At 44.9% G+C, this 13,145-nt stretch carries 23 protein-coding genes; 4 read left to right on the forward strand and 19 right to left on the reverse strand.

Translation table 11 applies throughout. The annotated features are described in order from the left end of the window. Positions 1-59: 59 nt before the first annotated feature. The 18 genes from rplO to rplC all read right to left on the reverse strand — a co-directional run bounded on the left by rplO (position 60) and on the right by rplC (position 9,533). Positions 60-503, reverse strand: a complete 444-nt coding sequence (gene rplO / locus V7K46_RS00190; RefSeq protein ID WP_273765821.1) for a 50S ribosomal protein L15 — start codon at positions 501-503, stop codon at positions 60-62. Between the two features lie 48 nt (positions 504-551). After that, positions 552-1,079, reverse strand: coding sequence for a 30S ribosomal protein S5 (rpsE, locus tag V7K46_RS00195; protein ID WP_273765822.1), 528 nt, complete (start codon positions 1,077-1,079; stop codon positions 552-554). 166 nt (positions 1,080-1,245) lie between these two features. Then, a complete protein-coding gene (gene rplR, locus V7K46_RS00200) occupies positions 1,246-1,608 on the reverse strand; it encodes a 50S ribosomal protein L18 (RefSeq protein ID WP_099101131.1) in 363 nt (120 codons plus the stop codon). A 2-nt stretch (positions 1,609-1,610) separates the two neighbouring features. After that, entirely contained in the window at positions 1,611-2,159 is a 549-nt protein-coding gene (gene rplF, locus V7K46_RS00205; protein WP_273765825.1) for a 50S ribosomal protein L6, read from the reverse strand. Between the two features lie 92 nt (positions 2,160-2,251). Beyond that, a complete protein-coding gene (gene rpsH / locus V7K46_RS00210) occupies positions 2,252-2,653 on the reverse strand; it encodes a 30S ribosomal protein S8 (protein ID WP_012410712.1) in 402 nt (133 codons plus the stop codon). A 20-nt stretch (positions 2,654-2,673) separates the two neighbouring features. After that, positions 2,674-3,222 (reverse strand): 50S ribosomal protein L5, encoded by a 549-nt coding sequence (gene rplE / locus V7K46_RS00215; protein ID WP_335109975.1) that lies wholly within the window; start codon positions 3,220-3,222, stop codon positions 2,674-2,676. Positions 3,223-3,332: 110 nt separating this feature from the next. After that, positions 3,333-3,686 carry a 50S ribosomal protein L24 gene (gene rplX / locus V7K46_RS00220; protein ID WP_190891243.1) on the reverse strand — a complete coding sequence of 118 codons (354 nt, stop codon included), beginning with the start codon at positions 3,684-3,686 and terminating at the stop codon, positions 3,333-3,335. Then, positions 3,686-4,054, reverse strand: a complete 369-nt coding sequence (gene rplN / locus V7K46_RS00225) for a 50S ribosomal protein L14 (protein WP_069070772.1) — start codon at positions 4,052-4,054, stop codon at positions 3,686-3,688. The genes rplX and rplN overlap by 1 nt, the downstream gene beginning before the upstream one ends. 46 nt (positions 4,055-4,100) lie before the next feature. After that, positions 4,101-4,349 carry a 30S ribosomal protein S17 gene (rpsQ, locus tag V7K46_RS00230; protein ID WP_100901244.1) on the reverse strand — a complete coding sequence of 83 codons (249 nt, stop codon included), beginning with the start codon at positions 4,347-4,349 and terminating at the stop codon, positions 4,101-4,103. Positions 4,350-4,355: 6 nt separating this feature from the next. Continuing rightward, the gene (rpmC, locus tag V7K46_RS00235) at positions 4,356-4,583 is read right to left on the reverse strand and encodes a 50S ribosomal protein L29 (RefSeq protein ID WP_273765838.1); all 228 of its coding nucleotides are present in this window, start codon (positions 4,581-4,583) and stop codon (positions 4,356-4,358) included. Positions 4,584-4,586: 3 nt separating this feature from the next. Continuing rightward, positions 4,587-5,012 carry a 50S ribosomal protein L16 gene (gene rplP, locus V7K46_RS00240; protein ID WP_334968568.1) on the reverse strand — a complete coding sequence of 142 codons (426 nt, stop codon included), beginning with the start codon at positions 5,010-5,012 and terminating at the stop codon, positions 4,587-4,589. Positions 5,013-5,110: 98 nt separating this feature from the next. After that, the gene (rpsC, locus tag V7K46_RS00245) at positions 5,111-5,893 is read right to left on the reverse strand and encodes a 30S ribosomal protein S3 (RefSeq protein ID WP_335083198.1); all 783 of its coding nucleotides are present in this window, start codon (positions 5,891-5,893) and stop codon (positions 5,111-5,113) included. A gap of 53 nt (positions 5,894-5,946) precedes the next feature. Next, positions 5,947-6,303 (reverse strand): 50S ribosomal protein L22, encoded by a 357-nt coding sequence (gene rplV, locus V7K46_RS00250; RefSeq protein WP_334778479.1) that lies wholly within the window; start codon positions 6,301-6,303, stop codon positions 5,947-5,949. A gap of 81 nt (positions 6,304-6,384) precedes the next feature. Further along, positions 6,385-6,663, reverse strand: coding sequence for a 30S ribosomal protein S19 (gene rpsS / locus V7K46_RS00255; RefSeq protein ID WP_012410721.1), 279 nt, complete (start codon positions 6,661-6,663; stop codon positions 6,385-6,387). 143 nt (positions 6,664-6,806) lie between these two features. Further along, positions 6,807-7,670, reverse strand: a complete 864-nt coding sequence (gene rplB, locus V7K46_RS00260; RefSeq protein ID WP_335109979.1) for a 50S ribosomal protein L2 — start codon at positions 7,668-7,670, stop codon at positions 6,807-6,809. 136 nt (positions 7,671-7,806) lie between these two features. Further along, positions 7,807-8,121: a 50S ribosomal protein L23 gene (locus V7K46_RS00265; protein ID WP_094349089.1), complete on the reverse strand. Its 315-nt coding sequence runs from the start codon at positions 8,119-8,121 to the stop codon at positions 7,807-7,809. Beyond that, positions 8,114-8,752, reverse strand: coding sequence for a 50S ribosomal protein L4 (rplD, locus tag V7K46_RS00270; RefSeq protein ID WP_273769689.1), 639 nt, complete (start codon positions 8,750-8,752; stop codon positions 8,114-8,116). Before rplD ends, V7K46_RS00265 begins: the two co-directional genes overlap by 8 nt. A gap of 148 nt (positions 8,753-8,900) precedes the next feature. Beyond that, positions 8,901-9,533 carry a 50S ribosomal protein L3 gene (gene rplC / locus V7K46_RS00275; RefSeq protein WP_335109981.1) on the reverse strand — a complete coding sequence of 211 codons (633 nt, stop codon included), beginning with the start codon at positions 9,531-9,533 and terminating at the stop codon, positions 8,901-8,903. Between the two features lie 280 nt (positions 9,534-9,813). Between rplC and V7K46_RS00280 the strand changes: the two genes are divergently transcribed. Continuing rightward, positions 9,814-9,969, forward strand: a complete 156-nt coding sequence (locus V7K46_RS00280; RefSeq protein WP_273765849.1) for a hypothetical protein — start codon at positions 9,814-9,816, stop codon at positions 9,967-9,969. 482 nt (positions 9,970-10,451) lie between these two features. Then, a complete protein-coding gene (locus V7K46_RS00285; protein ID WP_334793713.1) occupies positions 10,452-10,928 on the forward strand; it encodes an NAD(P)H-quinone oxidoreductase subunit N in 477 nt (158 codons plus the stop codon). 110 nt (positions 10,929-11,038) lie between these two features. Here V7K46_RS00285 and V7K46_RS00290 read toward each other — a convergent pair whose 3' ends face one another. Then, a complete protein-coding gene (locus V7K46_RS00290) occupies positions 11,039-11,506 on the reverse strand; it encodes a GNAT family N-acetyltransferase (RefSeq protein ID WP_335109984.1) in 468 nt (155 codons plus the stop codon). A 45-nt stretch (positions 11,507-11,551) separates the two neighbouring features. Here V7K46_RS00290 and V7K46_RS00295 point away from each other — a divergent pair, with 45 nt between their 5' ends. Together V7K46_RS00295 and V7K46_RS00300 are read left to right on the forward strand one after the other, a co-directional pair. Next, complete coding sequence (locus tag V7K46_RS00295) at positions 11,552-12,061, forward strand: hypothetical protein (protein WP_335109986.1); 510 nt, start codon at positions 11,552-11,554, stop codon at positions 12,059-12,061. Between the two features lie 331 nt (positions 12,062-12,392). Next, positions 12,393-12,932: a DUF3172 domain-containing protein gene (locus V7K46_RS00300; protein WP_298905720.1), complete on the forward strand. Its 540-nt coding sequence runs from the start codon at positions 12,393-12,395 to the stop codon at positions 12,930-12,932. Positions 12,933-13,145 lie beyond the last annotated feature (213 nt).

The following is a 13,145-nucleotide window of genomic DNA, read 5'->3' on the forward strand; positions in this document are numbered from 1 at the left end:
TAGTGAACCAGGCGCTGAGTGCGAGTTGGCTTGCATTTAAGTGCGCTGTTCCGGCTCACTCATAAGACTTCACAACTCCCACCAGCTGCCTCAATTTTGCTACGAGCTGTACCTGTGAAAGCTGCCGCTTGTACCTTGAGCGGAGTGCTCAATTCCCCGTTACCTAAAATTTTCAATGGTCCCTTGACAGCAGTAAGGATACCTGCTGCTTTCAAGGAGGTCAAAGTTACTTCTGTATTAGCGGGAAGGGAGGCTAGCTTCTCTACATTAATCGTAGTGTAAATTTTCCGATTCACAATCGGAAAGCCCTTCAGTTTCGGTAAGCGGCGGTACAATGGCTGTTGACCACCTTCAAAACCTGGTCGAGTACCACTACCAGAGCGAGATTTTTGACCTCGCATACCTAGCCCAGCACTGGCACCTTGACCGGCAGAAATACCTCTGGCTACACGCTTCTTGCGTTTCTTTGAGCCTTTTTGCGGCTTAACATCGTTGAGTCTCATGATGTAATTAGTACTTGTTTACACAAAAGCTCTGTAAGTGCGACTCTACTAAATGTAGAGACTTTCAATAGGAATACCGCGATCTTCGGCGACTTCAGAAAGAGTCCGCAGTGTAGATAAGGCGTTGACTGCGGCTCTAGCATTATTAAGCGGATTATTGGAGCCAAGTTGCTTGGCTAAGACGTTACGAACTCCTGCCAATTCCAACACAGTTCGCACAGCACCACCAGCAATTACCCCAGTACCAGGTGAGGCTGGACGCATAATCACCTTTGCACCGCCACCGACACCATCAATGGGATGGGGTATCGAGTTGGATTTGGTGATTGGGATGTCAATGAGGTGTTTTTTACCGTCGGCTACGCCTTTTTTGACGGCACCAATTACATCTGAGGCTTTGCCTACTCCTACACCAACTTGACCGCGTTCGTTACCGACGACAACGATCGCTCGGAAGCTGAGTTTTTTACCACCTTTGACCACCTTACTCACGCGTCGGATTTGGATCACCCGTTCTTGCCAGGTGGTTTCTTCTTTTTTGGCACGCTTTGTTCTACTTTTACGCTCTGTTGCCATAATTTAGTACTTTGGTGAACGTCATTTGTGAGCCACTCGCTCAGAGGGGTTTCCCCCATGAGTTAACTGGCGTTAGCGAAGCAATAGCGACTGTGCGTAGCGTCACCCCAAGGGTCAGTTGTCATTTTTCCTTTGTCTAATGACTAATGACCAATGATTAATGACTTTAGAAATCTAAACCAGCCTCGCGTGCTGCATCAGCTAGTGCTTTGACACGACCATGATATAAGTTACCACCGCGATCAAAGACTACTTTGGTGATGCCTTTTTCTAGCGATCGCACTGCGATCAACTTACCAACCTGCACCGATGCGTCACGGTTTGCACATGACGCTAAACTAGATTTCAACTCTGGTTCTACAGTCGATGCTGCCACTATTGTTTGATGCTGAGTATCATCAATTATTTGGGCATAAATATGCTCATTTGAACGAAATACCGCTAAACGCGGACGTTCTGGGGAGCCAATAACTTTGCCACGAACACGTCGATGACGACGGTTTTTTGATTCTCTACGAGTAAGTTTCATTTCTACTTCTTACCACCCTTACCAGTCTTACCAGCTTTCCGTCTGACCACTTCACCGGCATAGCGAATGCCTTTACCTTTGTAAGGTTCTGGTGGACGAACGGCACGAATTTTGGCGGCTGTGTTACCTACTATTTCTTTGTCATAGCCGCTGACAATGACATTAGTGGTACCTTCTACTGCAAACTGAATTCCATCTGGGGGAACAATTTGCACCTGATGGCTGTAACCCATATTTAAAACTAGGTTACGTCCTTGAAGTTGTGCCCTGTAACCAACACCTTGAATTTCCAAACGGCGTTGAAAACCTTGGGAAACTCCCTCGACCATATTCGCAACTAAAGTGCGGCTCAAGCCGTGCAGCTGCTTTGAGGTACGAGTTTCATCCCGACGATTTACCTGTAATATTTCTCCTTCTTGGGAGACTGAGACATTAGCTGTTAGAGTGCGAGAAAGTTCTCCTTTCGGACCTTTCACCACAATATTCGTACCATCGATCGCCACTTGGACTTTAGCGGGAATAGTAATTGGACGTTTACCAATACGAGACATAAATTTTGTCCTTTATCCTGTTATGAGTTATGAGTTATCAGTTATCAGTTTTTATAACTAACTCCTCACTCCTAACTCCTCACTTCTAGTGACTACCAAACGTAACAAAGCACTTCGCCACCCAAGTTCTGACGCCGCGCTTCGCGGTCAGTCATAATGCCACTGGATGTAGAAATAATGGCAATGCCAATGCCACCTAGTACCCTTGGTAATTCTTTTCTATTGGAGTAAACACGCAAGCCAGGCTTACTCACTCGCTTTAAGGCGGTGATTAGAGGCTGACGATTCTTCCCCTTGTATTTCAGGGAAATCACCAGATTGTGCTTTACCCCTTCTTCTGCTTCTTCGATTTCAGCAATAAAGCCTTCCTCCCGTAGCACTTTGGCAATACTCCGGGTCATTTTTGTAGCTGGCACTTGTGTAGTTTGATGCCGCGCCAGGTTGGCATTGCGGATGCGCGTCAGCATATCTGCAATTGTGTCGTTAGCCGCCATCGTTCCCTCTATAGATGAACTTATTGATCGCGAAAGGGCATTCCTAATTCTTTAAGTAAGGCGCGGCCCTCTTCGTCGTTTTTTGCTGTGGTGATGATGGAAATATCCATCCCACGCACTTGATCGATGCTGTCGTATTCGACTTCTGGAAAAATTAGCTGTTCTCTCACACCCAGAGTGTAGTTACCACGTCCGTCAAAGCTTTTAGGGCTAACGCCGCGAAAATCTCGAATTCTGGGTAATGACAAGCTAACTAGTCGGTCAAAAAAAGCATACATCCGTTCGGCTCTGAGAGTAACCATGATCCCCACAGGCATCCCTTGACGAATCTTAAAGCCAGCGATCGCCTTTTTCGCCCGCGTCACCACTGGTTTTTGACCAGTGACTAAGGAAATTTCGTTTATCGATGCTTCCAGCGACTTCGCATTTTGAGCTGCTTCACCCAAACCTCGGTTAACAGTAACCTTTACCAACTTCGGTACTTGATGAACGTTGGTATATTGAAACTGATTGATCAGTTTGGGGACGATTGTCTCTTGATATAAGCTTTTGAGTCTTGTTGTCGCCATAGTTTTTTGTCCTGATATCCCTGGGCTTGGTCAGGGTAACAAAGTTACGAGTTATGAGTTATGAGTTATGAGCTAAATTTAATTCTTAACTCTTAATGCCTAACTTCTAACTATTTATCCAGAATCTCGCCAGTTTTCTTGAGTTTTCTGACTTTTTTGCCTTCTGAGGTAAACGTATAACAAACACGACTAGCAACGTTTTGCTTAGTGGAATAAAGCATCACATTGGAGCTATGAATCGGGAATTCCTGAGTGAGAATCCGCCCTGATTCCCCTTCTTGCTGGGGTTTGACGTGCTTGGTTTTAATGTTGACACCTTTGACGACAACTTTACTCAGTTGGGGAAGTGCCTGGATAATTTCACCAACTTTTCCTTTGTCTTTGCCAGCAATCACTTGTACGGTGTCGCCAGTTTTGACGTGCATTTTGTGGAATACTTTGGGCGTACCTTGTTTGGTTGCCATTAAAGCACCTCCGGAGCCAGAGAAACAATTTTGGTAAAGTTTTTATCGCGCAGTTCCCGGGCAACTGGGCCAAAAACTCGTGTGCCTCTAGGGTTTCCATCTTTGTTGATGATCACAGCGGCATTATCATCAAAGCGAATACTCATGCCGCTATCACGACTTACGGCTTTACGAGTGCGGACAATTACTGCTTCCACAACATCAGACTTTTTTACAGCCATGTTGGGTGTAGCATCTTTGACAACGGCGATAATTTTATCACCAATAAAACCATAACGGCGGTTGCCTCCACCTAAGATGCGGATGCACATTAGTTTACGGGCACCGCTATTATCTGCGACATTCAGGTAAGTCTGGGGTTGAATCACAATTATTCTCCCTTGTAATGTTGTTAGAAACTAACAACGATGAGGTTTAAGTAGGTTTAACGTTCAGGACTTCTGTGATTTTCCAGCGCTTGGTTTTACTCAGGGGTCTAGTTTCCTGAATGCGAACGCGATCGCCTACTTTACACTTATTTTCTTCGTCGTGAACTTTATATCGTTGGGTATTAACCACAATCTTGCCGTACTTGGGGTGAGGAGCGCGGTTTTCTATGGCAACTACCACAGTTTTTTGCATTTTATCGCTCACTACCAAGCCAACTCGTTCTTTAACTGCCATAATCTCCTACTTTTCTTCTTTAGCCGATTGACTTGCTGCCCGTTTGCGTTCTGTCTCTAGCGTCAGCAATTGGGCTAGGCGGTGTCGGATTTGTCGGAACTGGTGGGGCTTTTCTAGTTGTCTGGTGGCTTTTTGCAAGCGCAACTGAAATAGTTGTCTTTTGATAGCGACAATTTCCTCAGAGAGTTTCTCGTCACTTAATTCTCTAGCTTCTGAAATCTTGGGAAGAGGCATAAGCTACTCCAGCTCCTGTGGTTGAGAGCGCACAATAAACTTAGTTTTTATGGGTAGTTTAAATGAAGCCAAACGCATAGCTTCACGGGCGATTTCTTCAGAAACCCCACCGATTTCAAACAAAATTCGCCCTGGCTTGACTACAGCTACCCAAAACTCTGGCGAACCTTTACCGGAACCCATCCGGGTTTCAGCAGGACGCATGGTTACAGGTTTATCAGGGAAAATCCGAATCCAGATTTGTCCGCCCCGACGAATATAACGGGTCATTGCTCGACGGGAAGCCTCGATTTGCCGCGAGGTAATCCAAGCAGGCTCTTGCGCTTGGAGTGCAAAATCACCGAAGTTGAGGGTGCTGCCACGGGTGGCTAGTCCCTCCATCCGTCCGCGCTGTTGTTTGCGGAATTTAGTTCTTCTAGGGCTTAACATGATTGGCTACTAGGTACTGGGCATTGGCCAAACAGGGCAAACAGGGCATTAGGCATTGTCAATTTTCTATGCCTTATGCGCCATGTCCTATTGCCTTTTTATCCTTCATTTGAGCGGTCTTCAAATTGCTGACGACGACGTTGTTGTTGACGACGACGGGGTTCACGTTCGCGATCACGGGGATCGCGTTCACGCTCGCGGCTTGCAGGTGGTAGGGGGGTTTCTTCCTGTCCAGGAATGATTTCTCCCTTAAACACCCATACTTTGATACCCAAAATACCGTAAACAGTTTTTGCTGTGCAATAAGAGTAGTCAATGTCAGCCCGTAAGGTATGTAAAGGGACTCTACCTTCACGAGTCCACTCTGTCCGGGCAATTTCCGCACCGTTGAGCCGACCACTGACTTGGATTTTAATCCCTTGCACACCAGCGCGTTGGGCCCGCTGAATCGATTGCCGCACTACCCGGCGAAAGGAAACCCGGCGTTCCAATTGTTGAGCAATATATTCAGCAATTAGGTAGGCATCAGCATCAACTCGTTGGACTTCAACTACGTTAATGCGAATTTGGCGATTACTACCCAACAGTCCTTGGAGTCCGGTACGCAAGGATTCGATGCCTTGCCCACCACGACCCACTACTACGCCTGGTCTAGCTGTGCGTACTTCTAAGTCGATTTGGTCGGCTTTGCGCTCGATTCGTACCTCAGAAATACCGGCGTTATTTTGAGCAAGTCTACCCAGCTTTTGTTCTATGTATTGACGGAGTTTGTGGTCTTCTTGTAAAAGTTCTGGATAGCGATCAGGAACAGCAAACCAACGGGATTGATGTTCATGTGTAATACCCAGGCGAAAACCAACTGGATGAATCTTCTGTCCCACGAATGCTTCCTCTAAGATTTCTTACTTTACGCAATTTATTCGTATAAGCGTGCTTATTTTTCTGGGGCGGCTGCAACAGCCACAGTAATATGACACGTCGGCTTGCGAATTTGGTAAGCTCGACCTTGCGCCCTTGGTTGGAACCGCTTTAGCGGTGGGCCTTGATCGGCGTATGCCTGAGTAATCACTAGTTGAGTCCGATCTAACCCAGCGTTGTTTTCAGCATTGGCAGCAGCGCTTCTGAGAACCTTCAATATGGGTTCAGTGGCGCGATAGGGCATGAATTCCAGAATGATTAACGCTTCTCGGTATGATCGCCCCCGGATTTGATCGAGTACCCGACGCACTTTGTAGGCCGAGATGCGGATAAAACGAGCGATCGCCTTCACTTCAGTAGTATTAGTAGCCATAATTTTCTCCAATTTTGTCATTAGTTATTAGTCATTTGTCATTTGTCTTTAAGCTCATGACTAATGACTAATCACTAATAACTACCTACCTGCTTTTTTGTCGCTTTTCCCATGACCTCTGTAGGTGCGTGTTGGGGCAAATTCACCCAACTTGTGTCCCACCATCTGTTCATTTACAAAAACTGGAACGTGTTGGCGTCCGTTGTGAACAGCTATGGTATGACCTACCATTAGGGGCAAAATTGTTGAAGCTCGTGACCAAGTTTTAATAACTTCTTTTCTGTTGTTGTCGTTGAGCTTTTCAATTTTCTTTAGGAGATGATCCGCAACGAAAGGACCTTTTTTTAGAGAACGACCCATAATTTAATTTTGGATTTTGGATTTTGGATTTTGGATTTTTAATTTCGGATTTTGGATGATTAGGTATCTCACTGGGGTAGATAATTTGAGAATTTTAATTAAGTAAACCCCAATCTAAAATCTAAAATCCAAAATCTAAAATTCTATGATTCACGACCACCGCGACCACGTTTGGAAGACTTCCGGCGACGGCGCACAATCAATTTGCTGCTAAGTTTCTTGCGATTGCGTGTCTTCGCGCCCAATGTGGGTTTACCCCAAGGTGTAACAGGTCCCGATCTACCGATGGGCGCCCTACCTTCACCACCGCCGTGTGGGTGATCCACGGGGTTCATAACGCTACCTCTAACCTTAGGACGGCGACCTTTCCAGCGATTTCGCCCTGCTTTACCTGCACTCAGGTTTCTTGCATCGGTGTTACCTACTTGCCCAATGGTGGCGTAGCATTCGCGCCGAATCAAGCGGACTTCTCCTGAAGGCAACTTGAGAGTTACATAATTACCTTCTTTTGCCACGACTTGAGCGATCGCACCAGCAGCACGCACGATTTGACCACCTTTACCAGGAGTCAGTTCTACGTTGTGAACACCAGTACCCAAGGGAATCTTCGAGAGCGGTAAAGCATTACCATCTTCAAAGGGAGCCTCAGGCCCAGCAATAATTATTGTTCCAACTTTCAACCCGTTGGGGTGGAGGATATACCGTTTTTCGCCGTCTTGGTAATACAAAAGGGCAATTCGGGCATTGCGGTTAGGATCGTATTCAATCGCTGCGACTTTGGCAGGAATATTATGTTTATCCCTTTTAAAATCGATGAGCCGGTAAAGTTGTTTGTGTCCGCCACCCCGGCGACGACTAGTAATTCGCCCGTGATTATTCCGACCTTTGGCGCGATGCTTCGAGGTAGTTAGGGATTTCTCTGGCTCGGTTTTTGTAATTTCCGCAAAATCAGAGATTGTAACTTGGCGAGTGCTGGGGGTATAAGGGCGGTAAGAACGAGTACCCATAATCTATTTTGGATTTTAGATTTACTTAATTTTGGATTTCTGATTTTTGATTTAATGAGTATTTAACTAATTGCGAGCATCGTAATTATTGAGTAAACTCCTCAATCTAAAATCTAAAATCTAAAATTTAAAACTCCTACACTTCTGGGAATAGGACTTGTCTAATCTTGTCTTCATCCCCAGGTGCAACGGTAACAATGGCACGCTTATATTGGGGCTTATAACCAATAAATTTACCAACGCGCCGCTTTTTACGGGGTGGTAAGATGGTGTTTACTTTTACAACCTTGACCTGAAACAAGTCTTCGATCGCAGCTTTAATTTCTGGCTTAGATGCCTTTGGAATTACTTCAAAGGTGTACTTATTCTGCTCCATTAGGATGGTCGCTTTCTCGGTGACAATTGGGCGACGCACTAAGTCGGCAAGGTCACGGGGGTCAAAGCTAGGCACTGTAGACCTCCTGAATTTTTTCTAGGGCTGATGCCGTAACTACAATCTTGTCAGCGTGCAGTAAATCAAAAACATTTAGCTGGTCGGCTGCAATTAGTTTTAAATTTTCAATATTGCGGGCTGACAAATAAACGTTATCTGTATCCGCAATCTCAGACAAAATTAACAGGGACTTGTTTTCTAATGACACTCCCCAACGAGCAAGCGCTGCCACTAAGTCTTTAGTCTTCGGACGAGAGAACTCGGTGCTAAATTCTTCTACTACTATCAAGTCGTCATTGCGGCTTACAAATGCTGTCCGTAGTGCTAAACGTCGCTCTTTACGGTTCAACTTGAGGTCAAAGTCTCTGGGCTTTGGTCCAAATATCACACCACCACCACGCCACAGTGGTGAACGAATAGACCCTGCACGAGCGCGACCAGTACCTTTTTGTCGCCAAGGTTTACGACCGCCGCCTCTGACTTCCGAACGAGTTTTTGTACTGGCATTTCCTTGACGAGCATTGGTCAATTGCCGTACTAAAGCGCGGTGCACGATATGAGACGCTGTTTCTTCCTTGGCAACGCGCAACTCGAAGGTCGTCTCGCCGACCTGTTCTCCTTGCCAATTTTTAACTACGCTTTCAACCATCTTTGTTATTTGTCCTTTGTCATTGGTGAGCCACTGCGGTTTTGGGGTCTCCCCAAGTTAAGCACGTGGCGTCATCTGTCATTGGTCTTTTGCCATTTGTCTTTAGCCAATGACTACTGACTAATGACGTTTGACTAATGACTTTTGACTATCCCACTGTTTTTGCAGGCACAATACTTACTAAAGCGCCCGGTTTACCAGGAATTGCTCCCTTAATTAACAATAAGTTGCGTTCTGCATCAACTCGCACTATGGTCAGCTTACGGATTGTGATGCGTTTGCCACCTAAACGACCTGCCATCCGCTTACCTGGATAGACACGACCTGGTGTTGTACCAGCACCAATAGAACCGGGCGCTCTGTGGTTTTTGGAACCGTGTGACATGGGTCCTCGACCAAAGTTGTTGCGCTTCTGGTTACCCGCAAAGCCGCGACCGATGCTTGTGCCGGCTACATCGACAATTTGACCCGCACTAAAAATATCTGCTTTAATCTGTTGACCTAAAGCATAATCACTAGAACTATCGGTGTGATATTCATTTAAGTGACGCAATGCTGGGGCAGATGATTTAGCCAAATGACCCAGTAGTGGTCTGTTTAGTGCCTTTGGTTTAACTTCGCCATAACCAACTTGAATGGCAAAGTAACCGTCGGTTTGTTTGGTTTTAACTTGTGTAACGGTGCATGGCCCTGCTTGAATGACAGTCACAGGAATGGCTACTCCTGCTTCGTCAAATATTTGGGTCATGCCCAGCTTGGTGCCGAGAATACCTACAGACACAGTAACTGGTTCTCCTTTCTACTTGCTGACCTTGGAATTGGACTTTAGAGGACACGCTTTGTACGCATCAGTTTAGGCTGAGTTAGCCTGCGAAATTTGGAATGGCTTAAATAAACCGCTCCAAATGCTTTGGGACACAACAAACCGTGTCCGTACTGCTTGGTGAATCTGTTTAGCTTCACTCAATAGATCACCAGAACAGCCACAAGTCCCTTCCCATTGGGAAGGAGTAACTTCTGGAATCAATGCAAGGCGCTACAGCTTTAAGCTGTGTGCAGCAATGCTTTCGTCCAAGCAATTGCTCTGGCACTTTCTGGAGGCAGCGCTGTCGGCGGGTTTTCCGATTTATACACGCCCAAAGGGCGGCTTCCCGGAGTTTGGCTACTGCCGTGTTGCAGTTGGACTTAAGCGGTTTTTACCGCCCAGTATCCGTTAACTGAGACTAACGTAATGCCATGAAACCAACATCGCTGCTCAGTTTTACTTCCTTAAACACCTTAAACTATTGCTTAAGATTTTGCCTGCTTTTTTAAAGGCACAGGAGTAAATTTACCCTGGAGCTTAGGATTGGCTTTGATTTTTCGTCCATAAGCTCCAATGTTGACCTGAAAGCTTTCTTAGTTTACCAGTCTATTGATCAATCTGAGTTGTTTTATCCTGTTTGGATTGAATCATCAACTTTTGATGCTAACACTACCTCAGAATGACAGTAAGATGGTAATCCAATTTGCGTGTTTGGTCACAATCTAATAATATAAATTATTTATTTATGTTTGTCCAGTAATTTATAGAGTTATTTTTGGAGAGTAGGGAGCAGGGGAGAAGAGTTTTCCCCAATGCCCAAAGAAAATGCTTTAACTTAATCTATCAGTTCAGGGTAAATAATAGAGATATCTGAGTGGGATAAGACGAAAATCTATGGCACTAATTACTACTGGCAACGGTTTAATCCGCGATCTGGAAAAATTTGGCGCTCTTGGAGTATATATACCTCTGGAAGGGGGTTATGAAGGTCGATATCAGCGCCGACTACGCGCAGCTGGCTATACCACCCTCCACATTACTGCTAAAGGACTAGGTGACGTAGCTGCGTATCTCACAAGAATTCATGGAGTCAGACCTCCTCATCTTGGTAAAAAAAGCACTGGTAGCGGTGCAGCAGTAGGTCAGGTGTACTATTTGCCTCCAATTCTCAATTCTCATCTAGAACAGCTACCACCAAAGTCAAAGGGGCTAGTGTTGTGGATTATTGAAGGGCATATTCTTTCCAATGAGGAACTTGAGTATTTAACGAATTTGCCTCAGCTAGAACCACGAGTAAGAGTAATCATTGAGAGAGGTGGCGATCGCGCTTTCCGTTGGACTTCTCTAGAAAAAACTCTGTTAGCTAGTTAACACTTACAAAAGTTAAAAGTTAAAAGTTAGGAGTTAAAAATTTAAAACTCCTAACAGACGCGATTAATCGCGTCTCTCATAACTCTTGTACAGACGCGATTAATCGCGTCTCATAATTCTCTCAACATTTCAATAATGCTGAGTCGAAAACCACAAGATGTAAATAACCGCCGTGCAGCCTCGTTAGCAACTGCTGTATCTAGACGAATTTGCTTGACGCCCATCTGATGAAAGCGTTCAATACTTAGCATCACCATCTGCCGCGCAATTCCGTTTTGGCGATATTCCGGCTCAACCCAGATATCATGAACAAAAGCAAATTCTTGTAACCGATAAATTGGTATTTCTCGCTCAATTGTCGCCACCAGAAAAGCTACAAGTTGCGCTTCATCTTCAGATACTAGAAAGACGCTGCGCTCGTTATTTGCCAAACGCGTCAACCATTGTTCATAACGCTGTTCTGGATTCGGCAAAAAACCATATTTGGCAGAATCCCAAGACTCATGCAAAGCACAAATTTTGGCAACCATTGGTAAAATTGCGGGTATGTCAGCTGTTGTGGCGGGGCGGATCAGCATAAGTTCTGGAATTTATTGCAGAAACGGTATAAGTGGATGTCTGGAATGGTTATAAGATTTAGAGACTATGGCAAACGGCTTTCTGATTTTGAGGAAGAAATTTTAGTTTGTTGTCCACAATGCGACCGCACTGCCAAGGTATTAACTATAAACTCTGAGCAATCAAGTCTCAGTTCAATCAAAAGAATTACCTGTCGCCATTGTAGTTATACAAAGCAACAGTCAAAGGATGGGAAGCGAAAAGCCGCATTGCTATTGTGGCAAAACAATTACATGGCTCAAAGAAATTCTAGCTATGGAATATCAGACCATTTTTTTGGCTTGCCCCTGTGGCTACAAACCTCTTGTTGCGGTCAGGTGCTTTGGGCATATAATGAAGCACATTTGAACTTTCTGGAAAGCTATGTTCAATCAAGGTTGCGAGAACGCTTGCCAAATGACACATTAGGCTGGCACAATGGCAGTCTTGCCAGTCGCTTACCCCGATGGATCAAGCTTACGCAACATCGGGAAAAAGTTTTACAGAAAATTCAACATTTAAAGCAGAGGTTGTAATGAAGGCTTTAATCCTGTTGGTGAGCGATCGCCCACTCAATCCCATAGTTAGTAGAGGTAACAAAAATATCTAATAATAAAAATTTAAAATTAATAGGACTTACACAAAAATCGCCAAAAAAGCTTAATTTATCTAACCTAGAGCCGCTTACTACCAACCTTTAATTATTTACGCCGACTTACTTATCAAGATAAGTTCCTATTTTTCTCATTTAACAAGAATATCGCACAGAAAGTCACAGGCAATTGCAGTTAAGAATAGGCATACTGAAAGAAGGAGAAAACTTTAGACCACTCCCTGCCAAATCGGCGTGAAGGTGATTAAGCAACAATGAGACGTAAACCCACTGGTAAATCGGCTACTACTTCTAAACCCTCTATTTTCCAATCCCCAATGTTTAACCTCTTCACCATCGCAATTATGGGAGGGGTGTTGATTTTGGGAATTGGGATTGGCATTGCCTTTAGTTCTACAACCACGTTGGCCCCATCAAATGTGGCTTCGCGTGAATTCATTGACACCAAAGCACCAAACCCTGAAATTTGTGTGCAGTATGGAGCTAGCGCGATGGTAATGGACGCTAGACTGTTCGTCACTCTCAACCCCTTCAATGTCTATGTTGCCCAGCCCAGTATGCGTCCTGGATGCGTAATCCGACAAAATAACTGGGCGCTTTTAGAGCAGCGTAAGCTGGTGACATCTGAGCAGGTAAATGAGTGCAAAAATCGCCTAAATACCTTTGGCTTTACAGGTAACTTGGACAGTGACAAACCTGATATTAGGTGCATATATCAAAATGAAGCTGCTCAAAACTTATTCACGGCTCAACCAGGAGCGGTTGGAACACCTCAGGAAACGGACAGATTTTAGATTTGCTTAAGCAGCCGTTTCGGTTCTTGGCTGCTACGGGGGTTGACTTCCAAATATGCACATCTTGGAACTCATAAAGAAGGTTGCGGTGGTTTATGGGAACAGTACCCATATCAAGGTATCGATCCAGTAAACATTATCAACAAGGTGAAGGAGTTAGTTCGAGAAAGATAATAGTTGCTAATTATACAGATGGGGCATTGGTTCGATTTT

The organism is Nostoc sp., from assembly GCF_036917395.1.
Lineage (GTDB): Bacteria > Cyanobacteriota > Cyanobacteriia > Cyanobacteriales > Nostocaceae > Nostoc.